At 69.8% G+C, this 25,628-nt stretch carries 20 protein-coding genes; 8 read left to right on the forward strand and 12 right to left on the reverse strand.

Annotated features, from left to right (window positions below):
- The first annotated feature begins 109 nt into the window (after window positions 1-109).
- From OG302_RS18465 to OG302_RS18475, 3 genes are all read left to right on the forward strand, one after another.
- The gene (locus tag OG302_RS18465) at window positions 110-679 is read left to right on the forward strand and encodes a dihydrofolate reductase family protein (RefSeq protein ID WP_371527787.1); all 570 of its coding nucleotides are present in this window, start codon (window positions 110-112) and stop codon (window positions 677-679) included.
- A gap of 157 nt (window positions 680-836) precedes the next feature.
- Window positions 837-1,778, forward strand: coding sequence for a M28 family metallopeptidase (locus OG302_RS18470; RefSeq protein WP_371527788.1), 942 nt, complete (start codon window positions 837-839; stop codon window positions 1,776-1,778).
- 150 nt (window positions 1,779-1,928) lie between these two features.
- Window positions 1,929-2,510: a flavodoxin family protein gene (locus OG302_RS18475; protein ID WP_371527789.1), complete on the forward strand. Its 582-nt coding sequence runs from the start codon at window positions 1,929-1,931 to the stop codon at window positions 2,508-2,510.
- A 41-nt stretch (window positions 2,511-2,551) separates the two neighbouring features.
- On the opposite strand, the gene OG302_RS18480 is transcribed toward OG302_RS18475, so the two are convergent.
- From OG302_RS18480 to OG302_RS18500, 5 genes are all read right to left on the reverse strand, one after another.
- Complete coding sequence (locus OG302_RS18480; RefSeq protein WP_371527790.1) at window positions 2,552-3,484, reverse strand: ABC transporter permease; 933 nt, start codon at window positions 3,482-3,484, stop codon at window positions 2,552-2,554.
- Window positions 3,471-4,448 (reverse strand): ABC transporter ATP-binding protein, encoded by a 978-nt coding sequence (locus tag OG302_RS18485; protein ID WP_371527791.1) that lies wholly within the window; start codon window positions 4,446-4,448, stop codon window positions 3,471-3,473. Before OG302_RS18485 ends, OG302_RS18480 begins: the two co-directional genes overlap by 14 nt.
- Before the next feature lie 89 nt (window positions 4,449-4,537).
- Entirely contained in the window at window positions 4,538-5,806 is a 1,269-nt protein-coding gene (locus OG302_RS18490) for an outer membrane lipoprotein carrier protein LolA (RefSeq protein WP_371527792.1), read from the reverse strand.
- 248 nt (window positions 5,807-6,054) lie between these two features.
- Window positions 6,055-7,140, reverse strand: coding sequence for a CHRD domain-containing protein (locus OG302_RS18495; RefSeq protein WP_371527793.1), 1,086 nt, complete (start codon window positions 7,138-7,140; stop codon window positions 6,055-6,057).
- A gap of 138 nt (window positions 7,141-7,278) precedes the next feature.
- Window positions 7,279-8,289, reverse strand: coding sequence for a polyprenyl synthetase family protein (locus OG302_RS18500; RefSeq protein ID WP_361837073.1), 1,011 nt, complete (start codon window positions 8,287-8,289; stop codon window positions 7,279-7,281).
- 280 nt (window positions 8,290-8,569) lie between these two features.
- Here OG302_RS18500 and OG302_RS18505 point away from each other — a divergent pair, with 280 nt between their 5' ends.
- Both OG302_RS18505 and OG302_RS18510 read left to right on the forward strand, forming a co-directional pair.
- The gene (locus OG302_RS18505) at window positions 8,570-10,093 is read left to right on the forward strand and encodes a peptide MFS transporter (protein ID WP_371527794.1); all 1,524 of its coding nucleotides are present in this window, start codon (window positions 8,570-8,572) and stop codon (window positions 10,091-10,093) included.
- A gap of 19 nt (window positions 10,094-10,112) precedes the next feature.
- Window positions 10,113-12,101, forward strand: coding sequence for a CocE/NonD family hydrolase (locus OG302_RS18510; RefSeq protein ID WP_371527795.1), 1,989 nt, complete (start codon window positions 10,113-10,115; stop codon window positions 12,099-12,101).
- Here OG302_RS18510 and OG302_RS18515 read toward each other — a convergent pair.
- Window positions 12,098-12,913 (reverse strand): HAD family hydrolase, encoded by an 816-nt coding sequence (locus OG302_RS18515; protein WP_371527796.1) that lies wholly within the window; start codon window positions 12,911-12,913, stop codon window positions 12,098-12,100. The genes OG302_RS18510 and OG302_RS18515 overlap by 4 nt on opposite strands.
- A gap of 168 nt (window positions 12,914-13,081) precedes the next feature.
- On the opposite strand from OG302_RS18515, the gene OG302_RS18520 reads away from it, so the two are divergent.
- Window positions 13,082-13,459, forward strand: coding sequence for a hypothetical protein (locus OG302_RS18520; protein ID WP_371527797.1), 378 nt, complete (start codon window positions 13,082-13,084; stop codon window positions 13,457-13,459).
- Between the two features lie 64 nt (window positions 13,460-13,523).
- Window positions 13,524-14,015 carry a hypothetical protein gene (locus tag OG302_RS18525; protein WP_371527798.1) on the forward strand — a complete coding sequence of 164 codons (492 nt, stop codon included), beginning with the start codon at window positions 13,524-13,526 and terminating at the stop codon, window positions 14,013-14,015.
- Window positions 14,016-14,045: 30 nt separating this feature from the next.
- On the opposite strand, the gene OG302_RS18530 is transcribed toward OG302_RS18525, so the two are convergent.
- Together OG302_RS18530 and OG302_RS18535 are read right to left on the reverse strand one after the other, a co-directional pair.
- On the reverse strand, window positions 14,046-15,248 hold the full coding sequence (locus tag OG302_RS18530; protein ID WP_371527799.1) for an NAD(P)-binding domain-containing protein: 1,203 nt from the start codon (window positions 15,246-15,248) through the stop codon (window positions 14,046-14,048).
- Between the two features lie 49 nt (window positions 15,249-15,297).
- Window positions 15,298-16,554 carry an ATP-grasp domain-containing protein gene (locus OG302_RS18535; protein ID WP_371527800.1) on the reverse strand — a complete coding sequence of 419 codons (1,257 nt, stop codon included), beginning with the start codon at window positions 16,552-16,554 and terminating at the stop codon, window positions 15,298-15,300.
- A gap of 193 nt (window positions 16,555-16,747) precedes the next feature.
- Between OG302_RS18535 and fahA the strand changes: the two genes are divergently transcribed.
- Window positions 16,748-18,064: a fumarylacetoacetase gene (fahA, locus tag OG302_RS18540; protein WP_371527801.1), complete on the forward strand. Its 1,317-nt coding sequence runs from the start codon at window positions 16,748-16,750 to the stop codon at window positions 18,062-18,064.
- Window positions 18,065-18,311: 247 nt separating this feature from the next.
- Here the strand turns inward: fahA and recQ are convergent, their stop codons facing one another.
- The 4 genes from recQ to nuoL form a co-directional block, all read right to left on the reverse strand.
- On the reverse strand, window positions 18,312-20,279 hold the full coding sequence (gene recQ, locus OG302_RS18545) for a DNA helicase RecQ (protein WP_371750158.1): 1,968 nt from the start codon (window positions 20,277-20,279) through the stop codon (window positions 18,312-18,314).
- A gap of 176 nt (window positions 20,280-20,455) precedes the next feature.
- Window positions 20,456-22,159, reverse strand: coding sequence for an NADH-quinone oxidoreductase subunit NuoN (nuoN, locus tag OG302_RS18550; protein WP_371527802.1), 1,704 nt, complete (start codon window positions 22,157-22,159; stop codon window positions 20,456-20,458).
- The gene (locus OG302_RS18555; RefSeq protein ID WP_371527803.1) at window positions 22,156-23,727 is read right to left on the reverse strand and encodes an NADH-quinone oxidoreductase subunit M; all 1,572 of its coding nucleotides are present in this window, start codon (window positions 23,725-23,727) and stop codon (window positions 22,156-22,158) included. Before OG302_RS18555 ends, nuoN begins: the two co-directional genes overlap by 4 nt.
- A 5-nt stretch (window positions 23,728-23,732) precedes the next feature.
- Window positions 23,733-25,628 (reverse strand): NADH-quinone oxidoreductase subunit L, encoded by a 1,896-nt coding sequence (gene nuoL, locus OG302_RS18560; RefSeq protein ID WP_371527804.1) that lies wholly within the window; start codon window positions 25,626-25,628, stop codon window positions 23,733-23,735.

Raw genomic sequence — 25,628 nt, forward strand, 5'->3', positions numbered from 1 at the left:
AAGTGAAGTACTAAGTTCGGACCACTTCAGTCACAGTACATCGAGTGCAGCGCCTTCCGCCTTCCCTGCCGCCACCCCGCGGCATCCGCAGCCACAGAAAGAGCCCCGCATGCGAAAGCTCACGTACTACGTCGCCGCCACCCTCGACGGCTACATCGCCGGCCCTGAAGGGCAGTTCGACTTCTTCCCCTTCGAGGGCGAGGTCCGGGACACGATCCTCGCCGAGTACCCCGAGACCCTGCCCACGGTGGCCCGTGAACCGTTCGGCATCACCGAGGCCCCCAACAGACACTTCGACACCGTCCTCATGGGGCGCAGCACTTACGAGGCAGGTCTGCCGCAGGGCCTGACCAGCCCCTACGCGCACTTGAAGCAGTACGTCGTCTCCAGCACCATGGCCGCCCCCGACCCGGAGGTGGAGATCGTCGCCGACGACCCGGCCGGGCTCGTGCGCGGCCTGAAGAAGCAGGACGGCCTGGACATCTGGCTGTGCGGCGGCGGAAAGCTGGCCGCGGCGCTGCTCGACGAGATAGACGTACTGATCATCAAGCGCAACCCGATCGTCATCGGCTCCGGAATCCCCCTGTTCGACGGGCCGTTCAACCTGGCCGGCTTCACCCTGTCGGCCAACCGGTCCTTCGACACCGGCGTCTCCATGACCACGTTCCACCGGAAGTGACCTCCGGCGGTGACCGCCCTGCGGAACACGCCGACCGATATGCGCTCTTGACGCGCGGTCAACCTCACACGCACCATCAGGCACGCCAATTCCGCGCGGCAAGCGCGGATTTGGCGTACCCCCACGCAACGATCCAACAGAACACGGAGCCCCCCACATGAAGCTCTCCGTTCCCGGACGCACCGCGACAGCCGCCGTCATAGCCGTCGCCGGACTCCTCACCACCAGCGCGATATCCTCCGCGGCCCCCTCCCCCGAGGCGGCCGCTCCCGACATATCCGTGGCCAACGTCCAGGGCCACCTCTCGCAGTTGCAGAGCATCGCCTCGTCCAACGGCGGCAACCGCGCCCACGGCAGCGCGGGCTACAAGGCCTCCGTCGACTACGTGAAGGGCAAGCTGGACGAGGCCGGATTCACCACCTCGCTCCAGGAGTTCACCTCCGGCGGCAAGACCGGTTACAACCTGATCGCGGACTGGCCCGGCGGCGACGCCGACCAGGTGGTCATGGCGGGCTCGCACCTCGACAGCGTCGATTCGGGCCCCGGCATCAACGACAACGGCTCCGGTTCGGCGGCGGTCCTGGAGACCGCGCTCACCGTGGCCAAGGAGAAGTACAAGCCCACCAAGCACCTGCGGTTCGCCTGGTGGGGCGCCGAGGAGCTGGGGCTCGTCGGCTCCTCGCACTACGTCGACAAGCTGCCCGCCGACGAGCGCTCGAAGATCAAGGACTACCTGAACTTCGACATGATCGGCTCCCCGAACCCGGGCTACTTCGTCTACGACGACGACCCCGCCATCGAGAAGACCTTCAAGGACTTCTACGGCGGCCTCGACCTCGCCACGGAGCCCGACGAGGAGGGCGACGGCCGTTCGGACCACGCGCCGTTCAAGGACGCGGGCATCCCGGTCGGCGGGCTCTTCAGCGGCGCCGACTACGAGAAGACCGCCGAGCAGGCCCAGAACTGGGGCGGCACGGCCGGTGAGCCGTTCGACAAGTGCTACCACTCCGCCTGCGACACGGAGTCGAACATCGACGGCACCGCGCTGAACCACAACAGCGACGCGGTGGCGTACGCGGTGTGGGGGCTCTCCGCCTAGGCGCCGCCGGTCCGGCGTCGGCCCGACGCCGGGCCACACACCCCGAACCCCCTGGACGCAATTACCTGCGCATGCATATAGTGCATGCGCAGGTAATTGCACGGCCTCAGACGGCCGTGCGCCGACCACGCCATACCCAGGGGGCCCACCATGACCCGCAAGTTCCTCTTCGTACTCGGCAGCTCCCGGCCCGAGGGCAACACCGAGATCCTGGCCCGCCGGGCCGCCGAACAGCTCCCCGCGGAGTACGAGCAGCGCTGGCTGAACCTCGCCGATCATCCGCTGCCCGACTTCGAGGACCTCCGGCACGACAGCGACCACACCCGCCCGTCGGGCAACAGCGCCGCGGTCCTGCTCGACGCGACCGTCGAAGCGACCGACATCGTCATCGCCTCGCCCCTGTACTGGTACTCGGTCTCGGCCACCACCAAGCGCTACCTCGACTACTGGTCGGGCTGGCTGCGTACGCCCGGCGTCGACTTCAAGGCCACGCTGGCCGGGCGCACCCTGTGGGGCGTGACGGCGCTCGCCGACGAGGAGCCGGTCGTCGCCGATCCGCTCGTGGGCACCCTGCGGAACTCCGCCGCGTATCTCGGGATGCGCTTCGGCGGCGTACTGCTCGGCAACGGCAGCAAGCCCGGCGACGTCCTGAACGACGAACGGGCGCTGACCGAGGCCAAGTCGTTCTTCGCCCAGGAGCCGGAGCTCGCGCGCTTCCCGTACGAGAGCTGACGCTTCCGTACGGGAGCTGACGCCGCCCGCGCCCCGGCCCGCTACGCCGTGATGTCCTTCGCCCCGAACCGCGCCCACGCCGCCGAGCCGAACACGGCGGCGTACAGGCCCTGCAGGCCGAGGTTCTTGACCAGCTCGTCCCAGTAGACCGGGTCGCGCAGCAGGTCGGCGAAGGACAGCCAGTAGTGCGAGAAGAAGTAAGGCTGGATGGCGTGCAGTTGCGGGATCTGGTCGAGGATCTGGATCGTGATCAGCAGCCCGACCGTCGTCGCCATCGCCGCGATGCCGCTGCTGGTCAGCGTCGACACGAAGAGGCCGAGCGCCGCCATACCGACCAGTGACGCGGCGACCACGAGGGCGATGAGCAGGGCCCGCAGCAGTCCTTCGCCGAAGCTGATCCGGGTGCCGGAGATCGTGGTGACCTCGCCGACCGGGAAGAGCAGCGCCCCGACGGCGAGCGCGGAGACCGCCACGACGAGTGTCGCGACCAGGCAGAACGTCATCGTCGTCGCGTACTTGGTGAGCAGCAGGCGCGTACGGCCCGCCGGGGCGACCAGCAGATAGCGCAGCGTTCCCGCGCTGGACTCGCCCGCGATGGAGTCGCCCGCGACGACGCCGACCGCCATGGGCAGGAAGAAGGGGAGCGTCGCGGCGAGTGCGGTGAAGACCAGGAACAGGCCGTTGTTGGTGATCTGCGCGATGAACGCCGGGCCTCCCCCGTCGCCGCCCCCGCCGACCGACGAGCCGTCGCTGGTCTCGATCTTGACGGCGATGCCCACCAGGATCGGCACGGCGGCGAGCACACCGAGCAGGGCCAGCGTGCGCCAGCGGCGGAAGGTGATGCCCAGCTCGCTGCGGAAGAGCCCGAAGGTCCAGATCCGCCGGACCTCACGACCCTCGTCGCCCGCCCGTACGTCATGCCCGTCGTGTACGTCATGCCCGTCGTGTACGTGGACGAACTCAGCCCGCGACATCGAAGCCCTCCCCCGTCAGCGCCACGAACGCGTCCTCTAGCGAGGCCCGTTCGACACCGAACCCCCGTACCCGTACGCCCGCCCCGACCAGGGCGGCGTTCAGTTCCGCCAGGTCCGTGCCGGTCTCCGCGCCCGGCGGTTCGCCCGTCACGCGGTCCTCCGTGACGACGAGATCGGTCACGCCGAGCTCCTTCAGGACGCGGACCGCGTCGCCCGTGTCCGGCGTCGCCACGACGAGCCGCCCCCGCGCACCCGCGGCGAGTTCGGCGACCGGCCCCTGGGTGATCAGGCGGCCCTGCGCCATCACCGCGGCATGCGTGCAGACCTGCTCGATCTCGTCCAGGAGGTGCGAGGAGAGGAAGACGGTCGTGCCCTCCGACGCCAACTCCCTTACCAGCGCCCGGATCTCGCGCATGCCCTGCGGATCGAGGCCGTTGGTCGGCTCGTCGAGCACGAGGAGCCTGCGCGGCTGGAGCAGCGCGGCCGCGAGGCCGAGGCGCTGTTTCATGCCGAGTGAGTACGCCTTCGCCTTCTTGCCCGCGGCGGCCGTGAGACCCACCCGGTCCAGGGCCGATTCGGCGCGGGCGCGGCGCGTGCGCGGATCGGCGGTCGGGTCGGCGGCGTCGTACCGCAGGAGATTGTCGCGGCCGGAGAGGAAGCCGTAGAGGGCCGGACCCTCGATGAGCGCGCCCACATGTGGCAGCACGGTGCGCGTTTCGCGCGGCATGGCGCGGCCGAGGACGCGCGCCCGGCCGGAAGTCGGCTCGATCAGGCCCATCAGCATCCGGATGGTGGTCGTCTTGCCCGAGCCGTTCGGTCCGAGGAACCCGAAGACGCTGCCCGCGGGGACGGTGAGGCTCAGCCGGTCCACGGCCAGCTGCTTGCCGTACCGCTTGGTGAGCGCGGAGGTCTCGATCACGCTCTCCGGCGCCCCGCCGCTGGTGCTGGTACTGGTGCTCGGCACCGCGCCCTCCCCCGCTCGAAGTCGTGCCGGCGGGTCCGAGGTGCCTGTCCGGCACCTCGGACCCGCCGCTCAATCACTCAGCCGCAGCCCTACTTCGCCGCGTTCGCCGCCTTCACGAGGGCGTCCTTGGTGACCGCGCCCGCGTAGACCTTGCCGTCCTCGGTGATGAGGGCGTTGATCAGACGCGTCTTGAAGACCGTGCCCGAGCCGAAGTCGCCCGACACCTTGTCGCCGAGCGAGTCGAGGAACCGCTGCGCGTCCGGCGGGACGTCGCCGGAGCCGCCCGACGGGATGCCCTGGCCGCCCGGCAGTTCGAGCTCGGCGATGGAGTTCCAGCCCTTGCCGATGACGTTCAGACCGTTCAGGTCCTCCTCGCCCTTGAACTCCTTGCCTCCCTTGAAGTCCTTGCCGCCGTCCTTGAAGCCGTGCTTCCCGGCCTTGGCGTCGCCTTCCTCCGTGACCTTCGCGCCCTTGGGCGGCGTGAAGTCGAAGGTGGAGGCGGCCGGCTTGCCGAAGTCGACCTTGGTGAAGCCCGCGTCGACGACCGCGCTGCCGCCGCCGGACGGGGTGAGCGTGAACTTCAGCGGCGTACCGGTCTTGGAGTCGACCGCGACCGTGATCTGGCCGACCGTCGAACCGGACTGCTTGGGCTTGATGACCAGGCGGTAGGCGTCACGGCCCGCGACCTGCGCGGTGCCGTCCACCTTCACCGACGTCGTGCCGTCGGCTGCCTTCAGCGCTTCCTCGGCCAGTTCCTTGGGCGTGGACGGGACACCCTTGGGGAGATCCTTGGGTGCGTCCTTCTCGCCGGACTCCCCGGCCTTGCCCGCCGACTTGGAGTGGTACGCCTCGTTCGACTTGCTGTCGTACGCCCACACGTCGTCGCCGTTGTGGATCAGGCTGTACTCCGCCGCGTCGTCCAGGACGGACAGCTTCTGCTTGTCGGGGCCGTCGGCGGCGACGCGCAGCGTGTGCGTGCCGGACGCCAGCTCCATCAGCTTGGACTGCGGGTCGGCGGCCGATCCCTCGCCGTCCTCGCCGGCGCCGCCCGAGCCGCTGCCCGGAGCGAGGCCGCCCGCCATGTCGCCGCCGAAGGACGGAAGGCCGAGGTCGGTGCTGATCTTCACGGTGCCCGAGAGCTGCTCCGTGTCCGACGCGGCGATCTTCTCGATGAGTTCCTGCGCGGTGACGTCGGGCAGCTTGGGGTCGCCCGACGTGGCGAGCGCCGGGACGAGCCCGATGGTCGCCGCCGCCACCCCCGCCACCGCGACGGGAACCACGTAACGCGTCGCCTTGCGGCGGCCGGCGCGCAGCTCTCCGGTCTCGCTGGTGTCCTGCTCCGGTTCGTACGGTGCCATTGTGTGCCCTACCTCCGTGGTCGGCGGCGGCCTTCCCAGTACGTGCGTGCGTCCACCCCGCGCCGCCATTCTCACCCGAATAGGTCAGGAGTGGTTGTTCTTGCTGGACCTTGCTTGCCTCTATACGACCAAATCGGCCAGCGAGAAGCGTCAGACCCCGGGATCAACTCCACGTACTGCTGTGGGATGACACAGAGCGGTGGCGCCTCCCCCATCCCGTAGGGGAGACGCCACTTCGATGTCGGGGCTCAGCGCTGCACGAACACGTAATCCGCCTGGTACGGCACGCTCGCGATGGCGCCCGGCTTGCAGGTGCCCGCCGGTGCGACCCCGCCCACCGTATTCAGGCGCAGGATCTCCGCGGTGCCGGCGAGCAGACCGCGGTGCTTGCCGCTCTGGGTCGCCGCCAGGTCGAGTCCGGGGATGTTCTTGTCGCCGTTCGGGGTCTTGGAGATCAGCTTGCCGGTGACCTGGCTGCGGTCGGGGGCCGTCCAGCGCGGGGTACCCGAGTTGGGGGCCACGAAGTCGTGCGCGATGTTGCCGCCGAGCCTGGCGCGCACGTCACGCTGGGCGAAGGCGAACGTGCCGGAGCCGTCCTCGGCCTTCTTGCACTCGTAGATCTGGCTGCCCTGGATGACGGACGCCTGGAAGTTGGCCGCCGCGTTGCGGAAGTCGAAGTCGGTGGTCACCTTGTGGAGCTGGCCACGGACCGCGCCACCGGGGAACTCGGCGGTGTGCAGGTTGGCGTAGAAGCTGTTCGGGTTGGTCTTCAGCTGCTCCAGGAGCGCCGCGTCGTCGACCTTGACGGTGCCGCTGACGCGGTGGTTCTTGCTCTTGGCGAGCAGCTTGGTGAAGTCGATCTTGATGCCGCCGTTGGTGCCCTTGGCGCCCTGGTGGATGTGGAGGGCGGTCGGCTTGGCGGTGCCGCGCCACTTGACGGTGACCGACACCTTGTCGCCCTTGACCTTGACGAATTCGAGCGCACGGCCGTCCTTGTCGCCGACCGCCGGGCCGCCCTGCACGGGCACCTCGTTCGCGCCGTTCAAGCTGGCCGCGAAGAGGGCTCCGCCGCGACCCGCGGCGGCGCCGCTCTGCACCTCGACGAACTGGCCGCCGTGCGCCGCGTGTGCGCCGTGTTGCGCGCCGCTGCCGCTGCCCGCCCCACTGCCGCTCCCACTGCCGGCGAACGCCGGAATCACGGCCGCAGCGACCCCCGCCGCGGCGGCGACCACGACGCCGGAGACGAGCAGGGTCTTGCGCCGACCCGCGAAGGCCCGGTCCGTGCGGGTGCTGTTGCTGGTACTGGTGCTCGTGCGGGTGCTGAAAGTACCCATGATCGGAAAACTCCCCCATACCTGGGCTGACGCCCCCTGCGTCAGCTTCCGGACATGAGTACGGAGTGGATCCGAGTCTGGACTCAATCCAAACTGGACAGGATGATGTGACGTGAGTCACACCATCCCGACGAGGCCTCAGCCCGCCCTGTGCACGACCAGATCGCAGAGCTCGACGAGCGACGTCTTCGCGTCGCAGTCCCGCAGCGGCGCGAGCGTGTCCCGGGCCTCCTCCGCGAACCGCACGGTGTCCTTGCGCGCCTGCTCCAGGGCCGGGTGGGCCCGCAGCCGTGCCAGCGCCTCGGCGTGCCGCGCGTCGTCCGTCAGGTCCGATTCGAGGAGCTCGCTCAGGGCGATGTCCTCGGGCAGCCCGAGCTTCTCCACCCGCTCGCGCAGGCGCAGGACCGGCAGCGTGGGGATGCCCTCGCGCAGGTCGGTGCCGGGGGTCTTGCCGGACTCGTGCGAGTCGGAGGCGATGTCCAGTACGTCGTCGGCGAGCTGGAAGGCGACGCCGAGCCGCTCGCCGTACTGGGTCAGGACGTCCACGACGGTCTCGTCGGCGCCCGACATCATGGCGCCGAAACGGCAGGCCACGGCGACGAGCGAGCCGGTCTTGCCGCCGAGCACGTCGAGGTAGTGGTCGATCGGGTCGCGGCCCTCGGTCGGGCCCGCCGTCTCCAGGATCTGGCCGGTGACCAGGCGTTCGAACGCCTCCGCCTGGATGCGGACGGCATCCGGGCCGAGGTCGGCCAGGATGTACGAGGCGCGGGCGAACAGGAAGTCACCCGTGAGGACGGCCACGGAGTTGCCCCAGCGCTGGTTGGCGCTGTCCACCCCGCGGCGCACGTCCGCCTCGTCCATCACGTCGTCGTGGTAGAGCGTCGCGAGGTGCGTGAGCTCGACGACGACGGCGGAGGGCACGACGCCCGGCGCATACGGATCGCCGAACTGCGAGGCGAGCATCACGAGGAGCGGCCTGAACCGCTTGCCGCCCGCGCGCACCAGATGCTGCGCGGCCTCCGTGATGAAGGGGACCCCGCTTTTGGTGGCGTCGAGCAGACCTTCCTCGACGGCCGCCAATCCGGCCTGGACATCGGCTTCGAGAGCCTGGTCCCGCACGCTGAGGCCGAAGGGCCCGACGACGGTCACGAGGGGTTCTCCTGTCTGCTGACGATCACAAGTCGGTCACTCGGTCGATCATCACTCGGTCGATCTTTGCGCGATGACGGGGTCGATGACACGGTTTGTCGATGTGTCGCTGCCATCACTCAAGTCAGCGTATCCGGTCGCCTTTCGATCACAGTGGGCACCCGCCTGTGCAATGCCGCCCAGGCGGCGCGTGATGACCACCGGTATGTTCTTGATCAGCTGATACGACCCAGAAGACCCCATCGCCCCACAAACAACGGAACTACCGGGAGCAGACCCTTTGTCCCGCACCGAGGCCGACACCGAACCGCCCGCGGACCCCTCCGGAGAGCCGACGGAGCCGCAGCCCGGCGACGACCACGCCTTCTTCGGGCAGCCGCGCGGGCTGCTCACCCTGTCGGGCCTCGAAGTCTGGGAGCGTTTCTCGTTCCTGGGCATGCAGGCCATCCTCGTCCTGTATTTCGCGGACTCCGTCGCGAACGACGGAATGGGCATGAATTCCGGGACCGCCGCCTCGGTGTCGGCGGCGTACGGAACGCTCGTCTATCTCGTGTCGGTGGCCGGCGGCTGGCTCGCCGACCGCATCCTCGGCTCGTACCGCGCGGTCCTGTGGGGCGGCATCCTCATCGCCTGCGGCCACTACTCGATGGCCGTGCCGACGGCGACGATGACGTGGGTGGGCCTCGGCCTGATCAGCGCGGGCACCGGCCTGCTCAAGCCGAACGTCGCCTCGATGGTCGGCAAGCTCTACCGCACCGACGACGACCGCCGCGACGCGGGCTTCGCGCTGTACTACATGGGCATCAACATCGGCGCCTTCGCGGGACCGCTGATCACCGGCTGGCTCGGCGACCACAAGGGCTGGCACTGGGGCTTCTCGGCGGCCGCGATCGGCATGACCTTCGGCCTGATCCAGTACGTCCTCGGGCGCCGTCACCTCGCCGGACGCAAGGCGTCCGCGGAATTCGCCCTCCCCAGGGACGCGATGCGCAGGGCGGTGCTGCTCATCGTCGTGGGCATCGTCGTCTTCGCCGTCCTCGCGGCGCTGCTCGCCGCCGTCGGCTGGCTGACGATGGACCGCTTCGTCGACCTGCTCACCGTCATCTCGGTGATCGCGCCCATCGTCTACTTCGCGGTCATGTTCCGCAGCCCGCGGGTGACGTCCGAGGAGCGCGGCCGTCTCAGGCCGTACGTGGTGCTCTTCCTCGCCTCGGTCGTCTTCAACTTCATCCTCTTCCAGGCGTACTCGACGATGATCCTCCTCGCGTCGACGAACGCCGAGACGTCGATCCTCGGCTTCACCTTCCCGGCCAGCTGGTACGCCTCCGCGCTCGGCGCCTTCGAGGTCGCGCTCGCCCCCGTCGTCGCCATGGTCTGGGCCCGGATGGGCCACCACCAGCCGCACGCCTCCAACAAGATCGCGTTCGGCGTGATCCTGGGCGGACTCTCGTTCCTCCTGATGGTCCTGCCGACCTCGGGGCACGGCGACGACACGTACAAGATGGCGGTCTGGTGGATCGTCGGCTCGTACCTGCTGCTCGGGCTCGGCGACATCCTCGTGGAGACCTCGGGCATGTCGGCCACCACAAAGCTCGCCCCGAAGGCCTTCGCCAGCCAGACCATGGCCCTCTGGTTCCTCTCCCTCGCCCTCGCCAACGGCATCCAGGCCCAGATCGTGAAGCTGTACGGCGAGGTCTCCAATCCGGCGTACTTCGGCGTGAACGGCGCGATCGCGGTGGCCGCGGGTGTCGCCGTCATCCTGCTCGCGCCGTGGCTGCGCCGCACCATGCACCCCGTCCACTGAGGACACTGAGGTTCCCCCCATGCAGATTCGCTCTTCCTTCCCGTACGAGACCACCCGCGAGGACGTCCAAGTACCCCTCCCGGACGGAACCAGGCTCTACGCGCGCATCTGGCGCCCGGTGACGGACGAACCGGTCCCCGCGCTCCTGGAGTACCTGCCCTACCGCCTGAGCGACTGGACGGCGCCGCGCGACTGGCAGCGCCACCCCTGGTACGCGGGCCACGGCTACGCCTCCGTGCGCGTGGACGTGCGGGGCCACGGCAACTCGGAGGGCATGCCGGGCGACGAGTACTCCCCGGTCGAGCTGGCCGACGGGGTCGAGGTCGTCAACTGGCTCGCCGAGCAGCCCTGGTGCTCGGGCAAGGTCGGCATGTTCGGCATCTCGTGGGGCGGCTTCAACTCCCTCCAGATCGCGGCCCTCGCGCCCGAGCCGCTCAAGGCGATCGTCACGGTCTGCTCCGCGGACGACCGTTATGACAACGACGTGCACTACATGGGTGGTTCCGTCCTCGCGGTGGACATGCACGCATGGGCGGCGACGATGCTCGCCTTCGTCTCGCGCCCGCCGGACCCGCTGTTCGTCGGCGACCGCTGGCGGGAGATGTGGCTCAGCCGCCTCGAAGCCGTGGACCCCTTCATCCACACCTGGCTCGACCACCAGACGCGGGACGCCTACTGGCAGCACGGCAGCGTCTGCGAGGACTACTCGGCGATCGGCGCGGCGGTGCTCGCGGTCGGCGGCTTCCACGACCCCTACCGGGACACGGTCCTGCGCCTGGTCGAGCATCTGCCGGGTGACGTACGCGGGTTGATCGGGCCGTGGTCGCACCAGTACCCGGACCGGGGGCTGCCGCCGGGCCCGGCGATCGGTTTCCTCCAGGAAACCCTGCGCTGGTGGGACCACCACCTCAAGGGCATCGACACGGGCGTGATGGCGGAGCCGAAGCTGCGCTCCTGGATCAGCGACTCGCATCCGCCGGCGACGGTGTACGCGGAGCTGCCGGGCGGCTGGGTCGGTGACCCCTCCTGGCCCTCCCCGAACGTCACACCGACCCCGTACGCCCTCCAGGGCGCCCCGCTGATCGTGAACTCCCCCCAGCACACGGGCCTGGACGCGGGCCGCTACTTCCCCTTCGGCAACGACGCGGACCTGCCGCCGGACCAGCGGGACGAGGACGCGAAGTCGGCGTGCTTCGAGTTCGAGGTCCCCTCGGCCGTACGCATCCTGGGCCGCCCCAAGGTGACCCTGCGCCTGAAGATGGACACCCCGTCCGGCCAGGCGATCGCGCGCGTGTGCGACGTGGCCCCGGACGGTTCGTCGACGCTGGTCACGCGCGGCGTCCTCAACCTCTCCGCCCGCAACGGCCGGGACCGCGTGGACCCGTGGCCGGTGGGCGGGACGGAGGACGTCACCTTCGAACTGAACGCGATCGGCCACACGTTCCCGGCGGGCCACCGGATCCGGCTCGCGGTGTCGTCCGCGTACTGGCCGTGGATCTGGCCGCAGGCGGACTCGGCGGGCTTCGTCCTGGACCCGGCGGGCAGCGCGCTGGAACTCCCGGTGCGGCAGGGCGACCTGGACCCGTCCATCACCTTCGCCGCTCCGGAGCAGTCGGAGCCCCTCGCGGTGGTCTACCCGGCGACGCTGGACGAGCTGCGCCCCGAACGCCTGGTCGTACGCGATGTGGCGAAGGGCGAATGGCGGATGGAGGTGGACCCGCGCTACGGCGGTACGCGGGTCTACCCGGACGGCCTCGAATTCACCGAGGACGCGGTGGAGACGTACACGATCAACGAGTCGGACCCGCTCAGCGCCCGCACCCGCTCGGACTGGACGATCCGTCTGCACCGCCCCGAGCTGGGATGGGACGCGAAGATCGAGTCCCGCTCCGAGATCACCTGCGACGCGACGGACTTCATCACGTCGAACGAGGTGGTGTGCAAGGACGGCGACGAGGTCGTCTTCCACCGGACGTGGGAGAAGCGGATTCCGCGGACGGCGGGCTAACTCCGCGCTGCCAGCAGCCGTTCGAGCACGACGGCCACCCCGTCCTCCTCGTTGGACGAAGTCACCTCATCGGCGGCCGACTTGAGGTCGGGGTGGGCGTTGGCCATGGCGACGCCACGGGCCGCCCAGACGAACATCGGCACGTCGTTGGGCATGTCCCCGAAGGCGATGGTGTCCTCGGAGGTCATCCCGAGCCGCTCGGCGGCGAGCGCGAGCCCGGTCGCCTTCGTCACCCCGCGCGGCTGGAGTTCGACGGTGCCGGGCCCCGACATGGTGACGGTGGCGAGCGGCCCGACGGCATCACGGGCGACGGCGGCCAACTCGTCGTCGGTCAACTCGGGATGGCGCAGGAGCACCTTGCTGATGGGTTCGGCCCAGAGCGCGTCGCGCCTCCGCACGCGCACGGCGGGCAGGGTGGGGTGCGGCATCAGGTATCCGGGCTCGATGAGGGTGAGTCCGTCCACGCCGTCCTGGTCCACGGCGGCGTAGACCTGCCCCACCTCCGCCTCGATCTTCCCGAGCCCGGCCTCGGCGAGCTCGCGGTCCAGCGTCACGGACCAGATCATGCGGTCGGCCCCGGAGTCGTACAACTGCGCCCCCTGCCCGCAGACGGCGAGGCCACCGGTCCCCAGATCGTCGAGGAGCGGCTTCACCCGGGGCGCGGGCCGCCCGGTCACGACCAGGTGGCGCGCCCCCGCCGCGGCTGTCGCCGACAGCACGGCCAACGACCGGTCGGAGACGGTGTCGTCGCCGCGCAGCAGCGTTCCGTCCAGGTCAGTGGCGATGAGTGAATATGCGAGGGGGGGGGCCATGATCCAGAGAATACGGATCCCGGGCCCTGCCGATGGCAACGTTCACAAGAGCTGTGACGCGCGGAGTGCGCTGGTCGCACAACCGGCGCTCGCGGGATTCACCGGGACGTGTCTGCGCGGGCCGTCCTTACGGTAGTACTCGGCCTGGACGCCGGACCCGGAGAAGCCATGACGAACGAGCCACCCACGCCCCTCACGCGCCGCGCACCCCCGCAGAGATCAGCATTCGTGATGCGGCTGGACGACGGCATGCTCGAATACTTCGGAGAGATCGTCGACGAAGCAGTGACCCGCTTCGGCATCTCCCGCGCGGAGGCCGTGGCCCGGGTCAACGAGAGGTACGGGCGCCTGGAGATCTCCCCGTACCCGGACCTCATGTGCCATGAGTTCCCCGCGTTCTGGGCCTATGGCATCTATTTCCTCCCCGATGAGGAGGGGCGGCAGCCATCAGGCGACGAAAACGAGGACGTCGACCTCTCCACCTTCGAGATCCGCCCGGCTCCGCCGAAGGACTCCGCCGCCTGGACCCTGCCGAGCGATGACTGAGCCCGCCGCCTCCGGGGCGGCGTTCGACGCGGTCCGGCCGGACACGACGGCCTAGCGTCAAGCCATGGACATCACGGGGCACGCGAGCGACTTCATCGTGGATATGACATTCCCCGTCGCCGTACGGCAGTTCGTCGCACGTCGGCGCCAACGGTGGCCCGGCCTCTTCCTCTGCGGGGAGCCGGTCGGGGCATCGTCCGCCGACTGGGAACTCCCGGCCGCCGATGCCGGCGATGACCACCCGGACATCATCACCTTCTCGTCGGGCCAGGAGATGGAAGACTTCTGGGGCGCGAACGGCTACGCCCTCGACGGCACGGGCGAAGGCCCCTTCTCCGTGTTCTACCGGCTCCACGCCCAGCCGCTGCGTGCCGGACAGGTGACCGGGGTCCGGTGCACGGCCCCCGAGACCGCGACAGCCCTCGAAGGCGCGGGACTTCTCCTCGGCGCGTACTTCTCCGTCAGTCTCGTCACGCCGGAGGACCCGGCCACCGACCCGTTCTCGGGGCACGTCCTTGCCGATTTCCTGGAGTCGTTCGGCTCGCTCTCCCCGTGATCGCCGTTCCGCACCCAGGGCCCGCCCCCCTCACCCGTGCGCCCGCGCCAGATGCCCCGCCAGCCGCGGCGAGGCGAACTCCGTGCCGCATACGAATCGCATCACCGGGCCGTACGACGCCGCCGCCGGGAGCCCCGTGAAGTACAGGCCCGGGATGGACGAGACGTAGCCCGCGCCCAGCTTCGGCGTGCCGCGGCTCGCCGCCAGGCGGGCGCGGAGGGCGGGGTCCAGGAAGTCCATCGCCGCGATGTCGACCCGATAGCCCGTGGCCGCGATGACGTGGTCGGCGGAGAGCTCCCGGATGCGGCCGCCCAGAGTCTCAAGGCGCAGGACCGGGCTGCCCTCCCGGACGTCCGCCGAGATGAGGCGGCGGACCTCGCGCGTCTCGACCTTGCCCTCGTAGCGGTCGCGCAGCCACCACGCGCCCAGCGGGCCGAGGATGCGGCGGACCAGGAAGTGGCGGGCCTGCGGGGGCAGGTAGCGGTAGGGGTGGGGGTAGTAGCTGAGCGCGTGGAGCGACCAGGCACGGCCGAATGGGGACTCGGGGCGCAGCTTCGGCTGCTTCCACGGAGGGGAGCCGAAGGCCACCGATCCCTTGCCGCGCGCCACCACCCGTACGGTCGCGCCCGCTTCGGCGGCGAGCACGGCCGTCTCCAGGGCCGACTGTCCCGCGCCGACCACGATCAGCTCACGCCCCGCGAACCGCGACAGGTCGCTGTGCTGCGAGCTGTGCGAGACGGCCCCCGAGGGGGCCGGCCCGTCCGGTGCCGCCGCGACGAGCGCGGGCGGCAGCTGCGCGAGCCCCGAGAGGCCGGTGGCGACCACCACCGCGCGGGCCGTGAACTGCTCGCCGGAGTCCAGCTTCAGGTCGAAGCCCGACGTGCCCTTGCGGTGCACCGACACCACCCGCACCTGCTCCAGATCGGGCACCAGCTTGTCCTTGAACCACTCCCCGTAGGCGACGAAGGTCTCGATGGGGATGATGTCCTCGTCGGTGACCAGACGCGGTATGCCCGCCGCGTCGCAGTAGTCGACGAGGTTGTGGCCGCGCTGCGGGGCGTCGATGCTCGACGCCACCGGGGTCGACTTCAGGAGCATGCCCGCGGGCATGTGCGCGCGCCAGCTCACCATCGGGTCGCCGAAGACCCGCACCGGAATGCCACGGGCCCGCAGATGGGCCGCGGTGGAAAGGCCGAACGGCCCCGCCCCGATGACTGCTACTGGATGGATCACGAAGTCCCTCCCCAGGACGTCACTTTCCGCGTGTGCCTGCTTCGTGGGCCTAACCCGTGCTGCTGCCGCGGCGGTTCGTCCGCCACAACTGATAGAGATGCTTCGCCCCCGGTCGCACGAAACGCGCGAGCATCGTGAAGAACGGCTTCATGTCGTCCGCCGCGAGCCACGCCAGTTCCGTGCCGCTCGCGTGCGGGGGCGCGTGCGGTGTGGTGTAGCCACTGCGGCGGTAGGCGAGGAGGGCGGGCAGGTCGATGTTCTCCACGACGTACCGATTCCCGGCGCGCTGTTCCCCCTCCGGAACCGGGCGCCCTGTCAGGTGGAGGTGCATCGCGCGGACGACGTCGATCCCGGACTCGTTCTCGAAGAGCCGGAACTGCGCGCCCATGCGGGGGTTGAAGTCGAGCAGTTTGTACTGACCGTCGCGCCGGTCGAAGCGCAGGTCCAGGTCGATGACGCCGGTGAAGCCGATCTGCTTGATGAAACGGGCGGCGAGGTCCGCGAGTTCCGGATTGTCGACGACGTACGCATTCGCCGTCATCCCCGCGTGCGGCGGCCAGGAGCGCACCTTGACGCCCGTGAACAGTGCGCGCGGCGCCGAGTCCGCGTCGAAGTACGCGTGCACGATCCAGTCCTCGGCCTGCTCCCGGGGCAGGTACTCCTGGAGTATCACTCCGGGCCGCTCGCCCCAGTCACGGGCGAGGCCGAGCAGGCCCTCCAATGTCTCTATGCGCGTCGTCCCGTTCACCGCGGGCCGGGTGCGGCGCGTGAACGCCTCGCGGTTCTTGGCGACCACCGGGAAGACCGCCGTGGCGGCGAACTCCTTTACGTCCCCGTAGCTCTCGGGGAAGGACGCGGCGGGCGAGGCGATGCCGTGCTTCACGCACAGCTCGTGCAGGCCTTGCTTGCTGGCGAGGCGGCGGGGTAACTCCGGGTCCACGCGCGGGAAGAGGAATCCGGCGGCGCTCAGCGGCTCCTGATGCTCGGCGATCAGGACGGCCGCTTCCTCGTCGGTCGGGATCAGGACCGTGGGTCTGCCGATCCGGCGCGCGATGCGCAGCATCCCGTCGATGAGCCGCGCCGGCTCCTCCGCCCCGGTGGTCGGCCAGGGAAACGCGCCGGTGAGATGGCGGGAGGCCGCGGCCGGTGTGAAACGGTCCTCCGTGATCGCGTACATGGGCACGCCGAGCCGGCCGAGGCTGCGGATCGCGCCTACGCCGCCGTGGTGCAGCGGATAGCTGCCGAACTTCACGATCAGGCCGGGCACCTCACGGTCGACCGCGAAGGGCACGCTGTCGTTCCTCATGGCCACGGGTCCCCCCACGTGTCCCTCCGTATGACCCGGACCCACCCCGTCCGCGTCCCCCAAAGGACGCTAAGCCGGAACTGACCAGTCCAGCAAGGTTTATCCGGACATTGCGAACTCTTTAGACACTGCCCCAATCGAAGGTTCCCACGTAACGTGTGGCACACCCATATGGAAAGCGAGGCAGGTACGCATGTCCGAGCACACCCCGCTCGACCCGGCCGGGAGCGACCCTTCCGTCCACTCCGTAGGCGACCCCTTCGCTCTCGCGGAGGGCGATCCCTTCGGGCCGCACAATCTCCCGTACGGCGTGTTCTCCCTGGCCGGAGGCCCTGGGGACGCCGGTGGGAGCTCCGACGGGGCCGCGGAGCGCCGCGTCGGCGTACGGCTCGGCGATCATGTCCTGGACGCGGGTGCCGCTGCCGCCGCGCTCGGCTCGCCCTATGTCTCGCTGCTCGCCGGGCCCACGCTGAACCCGCTGCTCGCCGCGGGGCGCACGGCGTGGTCCGACGTGCGTCGCGCGCTCACCGCGTGGGTCACGATCCCGGCGCACCGCGAGGTCGTGCGCCCCCTGCTGTACCCCCTGTCCGAGGTCACGCTGCACCTGCCCTTCGAGGTCGCGGACTATGTGGACTTCTATGCCTCCGAGCACCACGCGACTCACCTGGGGCAGATCTTCCGTCCGGACGCACCGGCCCCGCTGACCCCCAACTGGAAGCACCTGCCCATCGGTTACCACGGCCGCTCCGGCACCGTTGTGGTCTCCGGGACCGAGGTGGTGCGCCCGTCGGGGCAGCGCAAGGCTCCCGCCGAGACGGCCCCGGTCTTCGGGCCCTCCGTCCGCCTCGACATCGAGGCCGAAGTCGGCTTCGTCGTGGGTACGCCGTCGGAGCTGGGCACTCCGGTGCCGCTCGCGGACTTCCGGGAGCACGTCTTCGGGCTGAGCCTCCTCAACGACTGGTCGGCGCGGGACATCCAGGCCTGGGAGTACGTTCCGCTCGGACCGTTCCTCGGCAAGTCCTTCGCCACCTCCGTCTCCGCGTGGATCACCCCGCTTGAAGCCCTGGACGCGGCGCGGGTCGCCCCTCCGGAGCGCACGCACGAGCTCCTCCCCTACCTGGACGACTCGGCGGAGTCCGTCGCGGACGAGCCCGGCGGCTACGACCTGCGCATCACCGTGACCCTGAACGGCCACGTCATCTCCGAGCCGCCCTTCTCCACCGTCTACTGGACGGCCGCCCAGCAGCTGGCCCACATGACGGCGAACGGCGCGTCCCTGCGCACGGGTGACCTGTACGGCTCGGGCACCGTGAGCGGGCCCGCCGAGGGGCAGTACGGCTCCCTGATCGAGATCACCTGGAACGGCCGCGATCCCCTCGAACTGCCCGACGGCAAGCGGACGTTCCTCGAGGACGGCGACGAGGTCACGCTCACGGCGTGGGCCCCGGGCCCGGACGGCACCCGGGTGGGCCTCGGCGAAGTGTCCGGCAGGGTCACCTCGGCGCGTTGAGGCTGCTGGCCGGGGGTGGAGTCACCCCCGGCCACCTACCGCGCGGATCGTCCGCGGCGCCGTCGTGGCTGATCGCGCACTCCCCCGCGCCCCTGCCGGAAGCCGGGCCCAACGCCCCGCGCCTAACCCACCGGAAGCAAGCCCCGTCCGCCTCCCGCGCCCTCGTGGCTGATCGCGCGCTTCCCCGCGCCCCGCGCCCCTTTGGGGCGCTGCCCTCTCGGCGCGTCTGCCACGCTGCTCAAGGCACTCAGAACTCGTCCGGGGGCTCCGGCCACTCCTCGTCCTGGGGCTCCGGGGCCCGCGGAGCCTGCGCGGGCACCGACGTGGCCGCCCCTCCCAGCTCCGCCAGGACCTCCAGCACTCCCTCCCCGTACGTCGCCAGCTTCTTCTCGCCCAGGCCGCTGACCCCGCCGAGCTCCGCCAGGGACGAGGGGCGCAGCGTGGCGATCTCCCGCAGCGTGGCGTCGTGGAAGATCACGTACGCCGGCAGGCCCAGCTCCTTGGCCTGCGCACCGCGCCACGCCCGCAGCGCTTCGAACACCGGCACCGCTTCCTCCGGCAGCTCCGCGACCGCCGCCGCGGCCTTCGCCTTCCGCTCTCCCTTGGCGGCCTTCGCCGCGGCGGGCCGCTTGGGCTCCTTGCGCAACCGCACCTCCCGCTCCCGGCCGAGGACGGAACCGCTCTCCTCGGTCAGAACGAGCGTGCCGTACTCCCCCTCGACCGCGAGGAGTCCCTGCGCCAGCAACTGCCGCACCACGCCCCGCCATTCGGCCTCCGCCAGCTCCTCGCCGATGCCGAAGACCGAGAGCTGGTCGTGGTCGAACTGGATGATCTTCGCGGTCTTCCTGCCGAGCAGGATGTCGATGATCTGCCCCGCGCCGAACTTCTGGCCGCGCTCGCGCTGGAGCCGCACGATCGTCGAGAGGACCTTCTGGGCCGGGACCGTGCCGTCCCAGGTCTCCGGGGGTGTGAGGCAGGTGTCGCAGTTGCCGCAGGACGAGCCGTCCGCGTCCTGGCCGAAGTACGTGAGGAGCTGGGCCCTGCGGCACTGGGCCGTCTCGCACAGCGCCAGCATCGAGTCCAGGTGCGAGGCCGCCCGGCGGCGGAACGCCTCGTCCCCCTCGCTGCCCTGGATCATCTTCCGCTGCTGGACGACGTCCTGCAGGCCGTACGCCATCCAGGCCGTCGACGGGAGTCCGTCACGTCCGGCGCGGCCCGTCTCCTGGTAGTACCCCTCGACCGACTTCGGCAGGTCGAGGTGGGCGACGAACCGGACGTCCGGCTTGTCGATGCCCATGCCGAAGGCGATCGTGGCGCAGACGACCAGGCCCTCCTCCCGGAGGAACCGCGACTGGTGGGTGGCACGCGTCCCGCCGTCCAGACCCGCGTGGTACGGCACGGCCTCGATGCCGTTGCGGCACAGGAACTCGGCGGTCTTCTCGACCGAATTGCGCGAGAGGCAGTACACGATGCCCGCGTCACCCGCGTGCTCCTCCTTGAGGAAGGAGAGGAGCTGCTTCTTCGGCTCGGCCTTCGGCACGATGCGGTACTGGATGTTGGGCCGGTCGAAGCTCGCCACGAAGTGCTTCGCGTCCGGCATGCCGAGCCGCTCGGTGATCTCGCGGTGCGTGGCGTGCGTCGCCGTCGCCGTCAGGGCGATCCGCGGCACGTCCGGCCAGCGCTCGCCGAGGAGGGAGAGCGCCAGGTAGTCGGGGCGGAAGTCGTGGCCCCACTGCGCGACACAGTGCGCCTCGTCGATCGCGAAGACGGAGATCTTGGCGCGGGAGAGCAGATCGAGCGTCCCCTCCAGGCGCAGCCGCTCCGGCGCGAGATAGAGGACGTCGAGCTCCCCCGCGAGGAACGCGGCCTCCATCACGCGCCGCTCGTCGAAGTCCTGCGTGGAGTTGATGAACCCGGCCCGCACGCCGAGTGCGCGCAGCGCGTCCACCTGGTCCTGCATGAGCGCGATGAGGGGCGAGACGACCACGCCGGTGCCGGGCCGCACCAGGGCCGGGATCTGATAGCAGAGGGACTTGCCGCCACCGGTGGGCATCAGGACAACGGAGTCCCCGCCCGCGACCACGTGCTCGATGATCGCTTCCTGCTCACCGCGGAAGGCGTCATACCCGAAGACGCGGTGCAGCGTCCGCAGCGCGTCACTCTCCGCCACCGCGCCGGGTACGGCCACCGCGTTCGGTACGGCCACCTCGCTCATGCCATCGTTCCCATCCATCGCCCTGCCCCCGCACGTCGCGCTTCGACCACTGCCCCCACGATAGGGCTCCGCACCGACAACCCTCGAAGTTATCCACAGGCCGCCGCCCGGCACCCCTGTCGGACGGGGTGCCGGGCGGCGGCGAGTAGAACAGGTGGACCAGCGGAGCGGACGGGCTAGCGGACGAAGACCCCCGCCTGGTTCGCCAGATCCAGGAAGTACTGCGGGGCCACACCCAGTACCAGCGTCACCGCGACGCCCACGCCGATCGCCGTCATCGTCAACGGCGAGGGCACGGCGACGGTCGGGCCGTCGGCCTTCGGCTCGCTGAAGAACATGAGCACGATCACGCGGATGTAGAAGAACGCCGCGATCGCGGACGAGATCACACCGACCACGACGAGCGCACCGGCGCCACCCTCGGCCGCCGCCTTGAACACCGCGAACTTTCCGGAGAACCCGGAGGTCAGCGGAATGCCGGCGAAGGCGAGCAGGAACACCGCGAAGACGGCGGCGACCAGCGGCGAGCGCCGGCCGAGCCCGGCCCACTTCGACAGGTGCGTGGCCTCTCCGCCCGCGTCCCGCACCAGCGTGACCACCGCGAACGCGCCGATCGTCACGAAGGAGTAGGCCCCGAGGTAGAAGAGGACCGACGAGATGCCGTCCGGGGTCATGGCGATGACACCGGCGAGGATGAAGCCCGCGTGGGCGATGGAGGAGTACGCGAGGAGCCGCTTGATGTCGGTCTGCGTGATCGCGACGATCGCGCCGGCCAGCATCGTGAGGACCACGACGCCCCACATCACAGGGCGCCAGTCCCAGCGCAGGCCCGGCAGGACCACGTAGAGGAGCCGGAGCAGCGCGCCGAAGGCGGCCACCTTCGTCGCCGCGGCCATGAAGCCGGTGACGGGGGTGGGCGCGCCCTCGTACACATCCGGGGTCCACATGTGGAACGGCACCGCGCCGACCTTGAAGAGCAGGCCCATGACGATCATCGCGGCGCCGATCAGGAGCAGCGCGTCGTTGCCCATGGTGTCGGCGAGCGCCGGGTTGACCGTCTGGACGCTGCCGTCGATGACCTTCGCGATGGTGCCGTACGACACCGAGCCCGCGTACCCGTACAGCAGGGCGATCCCGAAGAGCAGGAACGCCGAGGAGAACGAGCCGAGCAGGAAGTACTTGACGGCGGCTTCCTGCGACATGAGGCGCTTACGGCGGGCGAGCGCGCAGAGCAGGTAGAGCGGCAGCGAGAAGACCTCAAGGGCGATGAAGAGCGTCAGGAGGTCGTTCGCCGACGGGAAGACGAGCATCCCGCCGATCGCGAAGAGCGCCAGCGGGAACACCTCGGTGGTGGTGAACCCCGCCTTGGTGGCGGCCTGTTCGCTCTCGCTGCCCGGCACGGAACCGGCCTGCGCGGCGAACGAGTCGACCCGTCCCCAAGCTCTCAACTTCGTTCGAGCAGGGGAGGCCCCAACGCCGTGCGCCACCGGATCGAGCCGCCGCTCCGCGAAGGTGAAGATCGCGACGAGCCCCGCGAGGAGGATCGTGCCCTGCAGGAAGAGCGCCGGTCCGTCGACCGCGATCGCGCCCATCGCCGCGATATGCGCCTTCGTCGTGCCGTACCCGGTGGCGGCGAGGCCGACGACCGCGGCGAAGGCCGCGGTGAGGGCGACGACCGCCACGAACACCTGCGCGTAGTAACGGGACTTCCGCGGCACGAAGGCCTCGATGAGGATCCCGAGGACCGCCGCGCCGATGACGATCAACGTCGGCGACAGCTGCGCGTACTCGATGGTGGGAGTGTCGATCTTGTCGATCGCGTCCTGCGGCGCCGCGGCCGACGCCATTGTCCACAGGCTGTGGACGGCTGATGCGCTCACTTGGCCGCCTCCACGTCGGGCTTCGGGTCCTTCTGCTGTACGTCGGACATGGTGTGCTTGACCGCCGGGTTCACCAGCTCGGTGAGCGGCTTCGGGTAGACCCCGAGGCCGATGAGGAGCGCGATCAGCGGTGCGACGACCAGGAGCTCACGCACCCGCAGGTCCGGCATGGCCGAGACCTCCGGCTTCACCGGGCCCGTCATCGTCCGCTGGTAGAGGACGAGGGTGTAGAGCGCGGCGAGCACGATGCCGATGGTGGCGATGATCCCGGCCACCGGATAGCGCGCGAACGCGCCGACCAGGACGAGGAATTCACTCACGAACGGCGCGAGTCCCGGCAGCGAGAGCGTCGCGAGACCGCCGATCAGGAAGGTTCCCGCGAGCACCGGTGCGACCTTCTGCACCCCTCCGTAGTCCGCGATGAGCCGCGAACCGCGCCGCGAGATCAGGAATCCCGCCACCAGCATCAGGGCGGCCGTCGAGATCCCGTGGTTGACCATGTAGAGCGTCGCGCCGGACTGGCCCTGCGAGGTCATCGCGAAGATGCCGAGAATGATGAACCCGAAGTGCGAGATCGACGCGTACGCCACCAGGCGCTTGATGTCGCGCTGGCCGACCGCGAGCAGGGCGCCGTAGATGATGCTGATCAGCGCGAGCACGAGGATGGCCGGCGTCGCCCACTTGCTCGCCTCGGGGAAGAGCCCGAGGCAGAAGCGCAGCATCGCGAAGGTGCCGACCTTGTCGACGACTGCCGTGATCAGCACGGCGACCGGGGCCGTGGCCTCGCCCATCGCGTTCGGCAGCCAGGTGTGCAGCGGCCACAGCGGTGCCTTCACCGCGAAGGCGAAGAAGAAGCCGAGGAACAGCCACCGCTCGGTGCTGGTCGCCATCTCCAGCGAGCCGTTGGCCCGCGCCTCGGTGATCTCCTGGAGCGAGAAGTTCCCCGCCACCACATAGAGACCGATCACGGCGGCCAGCATGATCAGGCCGCCGACGAGGTTGTAGAGGAGGAACTTCACGGCCGCGTACGAGCGTTGCGCCGACGCGTTCTCGTCGCTGCCCGCGTGGGCACGGTCCCCGAAGCCGCCGATGAGGAAGTACATCGGGATGAGCATGGCTTCGAAGAAGATGTAGAAGAGGAAGACGTCGGTGGCCTCGAACGACATGATCACCATCGCCTCGACGGCGAGGATCAGGGCGAAGAAGCCCTGGGTCGGCCGCCAGCGCGAGGACTTCGTCTCCAGGGGGTCGGCGTCGTGCCAGCCCGCCAGGATGATGAAGGGCATCAGGAGGGCGGTGAGCGCGATGAGGGCGACACCGATGCCGTCCACGCCGAGCTCGTACCGCACCCCGAATTCCGCGATCCACGAACGCGACTCGGTCAGTTGATAGCGGGCCCCGTCGGGGTCGAACCGCACGAGCACGGTCACGGCGAGCGCGAGCGTGGCGAGCGACACGAGCAGCGCGAGCCACTTGGCGGCGGTGCGCCTTGCGGCCGGGACGGCTGCCGTGGCGATCGCTCCGATCGCGGGCAGGGCCGCCGTCGCTGTCAGCAGAGGAAAGGACATCGGTATCAGACCGCCCTCATCAGCAGGGTCGCGGCGATGAGTACCGCAACGCCGCCGAACATCGAGACCGCGTAGGAGCGGGCATAGCCGTTCTGCATCTTGCGCAGCCGCCCGGAGAGCCCGCCGACCGAAGCCGCCGTGCCGTTGACTACTCCGTCGACCAGGGTGTGGTCGACGTAGACCAGGGACCGGGTGAGGTGCTCTCCGCCGCGGACCAGGACGACGTGGTTGAAGTCGTCCTGGAGGAGATCGCGACGGGCCGCCCGGGTGAGCAGCGAACCGCGCGGGGCGGTGACCGGGACGGGACGGCGGCCGTACTGGACGTAGGCCAGCGCCACACCGATGACCAGGACGACCATGGTGGCGCCCGTGACCGTGGTGGCGCTCAGCGGCGAGTCACCGTGGTCGTGCTGGGTGACCGGCTCCAGCCAGTGCATGAAGTGGTCGCCGATGCTGAAGAAGCCACCCGCGAAGACCGACCCGAAGGCGAGCACGATCATCGGGATCGTCATGGACCTGGGCGACTCGTGCGGGTGCGGCTCGTGGCCGTCCGCGTCGGGCTGCCAGCGCTTCTCACCGAAGAAGGTCATGATCATCACGCGCGTCATGTAGAACGCGGTGATCGCGGCGCCGAGCAGCGCGACCGAGCCGAGGATCCAGCCCTCCGTGCCGCCCTTGGCGAAGGCGGCCTCGATGATCTTGTCCTTGGAGAAGAAGCCGGACAGACCGGGGAAGCCGATGATCGCCAGATAGCCGAGCCCGAAGGTCACGAAGGTGACCGGCATGTACTTCCTGAGGCCGCCGTACTTCCGCATGTCGACCTCGTCGTTCATGCCGTGCATGACCGAACCGGCCCCGAGGAAGAGCCCGGCCTTGAAGAAGCCGTGCGTCACCAGGTGCATGATCGCGAAGACGTAGCCGATGGGGCCGAGGCCCGCGGCCAGGATCATGTACCCGATCTGGGACATCGTCGATCCGGCGAGCGCCTTCTTGATGTCGTCCTTCGCGCAACCGACGATCGCACCGAAGAGCAGCGTGACCGCGCCCACGACGGTGACGACGAGCTGCGCGTCCGGTGCTCCGTTGAAGATCGCGCCGGAGCGGACGATCAAGTACACGCCCGCGGTCACCATCGTCGCCGCGTGGATGAGGGCCGAGACCGGGGTCGGGCCCTCCATCGCGTCGCCGAGCCAGGACTGCAGCGGCACCTGGGCCGACTTTCCGCATGCCGCGAGCAGCAGCATCAGACCGATGGCCGTCAGCTTGCCCTCCGACGTCTCACCCGTCGCCTCCAGGACGGGCCCGAAGGCGAACGTCCCGAAGGTGGTGAACATCAGCATGATGGCGATCGAGAGGCCCATGTCGCCGACCCTGTTGACCAGGAAGGCCTTCTTCGCGGCGGTGGCCGCGCTGGGCTTGTGCTGCCAGAAGCCGATCAGGAGGTACGAGGCGAGGCCTACGCCCTCCCATCCGACGTACAGGAGAAGGTAGTTGTCGGCGAGGACGAGGATGAGCATCGCCGCGAGGAACAGGTTCAGATAGCCGAAGAAGCGGCGGCGCCGCTCGTCGTGCTCCATGTACCCGATGGAGTAGATGTGGATCAGGGTGCCCACACCGGTGATCAGCAGGACGAACGTCATCGACAGCTGGTCGAGCTGGAAGGCGACGTCCGCCTGGAAACCCTCCACGGGGATCCAGCTGAACAGGTGCTGCGACAGGGAGCGCTCCTCGGCGCCCTTGCCCAGCATGTCGGCGAAGAGCATCACACCGACGACGAAGGAGGCGGCCGCGAGCAGCGTGCCGAGCCAGTGGCCGACACGGTCCAACCGCCGCCCGCCGCACAGCAGTACGGCCGCTCCGAGCAGAGGCGCCGCTACGAGCAGCGCGATCAGGTTCTCCAC

This window comes from Streptomyces sp. NBC_01283 (assembly GCF_041435335.1).
GTDB lineage: Bacteria > Actinomycetota > Actinomycetes > Streptomycetales > Streptomycetaceae > Streptomyces.

Excerpts from the sequence above, each read along its gene's own strand:
- OG302_RS18555 (WP_371527803.1), bottom strand. The coding sequence starts at position 23,727 with ATGTCCTTTCCTCTGCTGACAGCGACGGCGGCCCTGCCCGCGATCGGA.
- OG302_RS18465 (WP_371527787.1), top strand. The coding sequence starts at position 110 with ATGCGAAAGCTCACGTACTACGTCGCCGCCACCCTCGACGGCTACATC.
- OG302_RS18490 (WP_371527792.1), bottom strand. The coding sequence starts at position 5,806 with ATGGCACCGTACGAACCGGAGCAGGACACCAGCGAGACCGGAGAGCTG.
- OG302_RS18535 (WP_371527800.1), bottom strand. The coding sequence starts at position 16,554 with ATGAGGAACGACAGCGTGCCCTTCGCGGTCGACCGTGAGGTGCCCGGC.
- recQ (WP_371750158.1), bottom strand. The coding sequence starts at position 20,279 with ATGAGCGAGGTGGCCGTACCGAACGCGGTGGCCGTACCCGGCGCGGTG.
- OG302_RS18520 (WP_371527797.1), top strand. The coding sequence starts at position 13,082 with ATGACGAACGAGCCACCCACGCCCCTCACGCGCCGCGCACCCCCGCAG.
- OG302_RS18480 (WP_371527790.1), bottom strand. The coding sequence starts at position 3,484 with ATGTCGCGGGCTGAGTTCGTCCACGTACACGACGGGCATGACGTACAC.
- OG302_RS18515 (WP_371527796.1), bottom strand. The coding sequence starts at position 12,913 with ATGGCCCCCCCCCTCGCATATTCACTCATCGCCACTGACCTGGACGGA.
- OG302_RS18495 (WP_371527793.1), bottom strand. The coding sequence starts at position 7,140 with ATGGGTACTTTCAGCACCCGCACGAGCACCAGTACCAGCAACAGCACC.
- OG302_RS18470 (WP_371527788.1), top strand. The coding sequence starts at position 837 with ATGAAGCTCTCCGTTCCCGGACGCACCGCGACAGCCGCCGTCATAGCC.
- OG302_RS18475 (WP_371527789.1), top strand. The coding sequence starts at position 1,929 with ATGACCCGCAAGTTCCTCTTCGTACTCGGCAGCTCCCGGCCCGAGGGC.
- OG302_RS18525 (WP_371527798.1), top strand. The coding sequence starts at position 13,524 with ATGGACATCACGGGGCACGCGAGCGACTTCATCGTGGATATGACATTC.
- OG302_RS18510 (WP_371527795.1), top strand. The coding sequence starts at position 10,113 with ATGCAGATTCGCTCTTCCTTCCCGTACGAGACCACCCGCGAGGACGTC.
- fahA (WP_371527801.1), top strand. The coding sequence starts at position 16,748 with ATGTCCGAGCACACCCCGCTCGACCCGGCCGGGAGCGACCCTTCCGTC.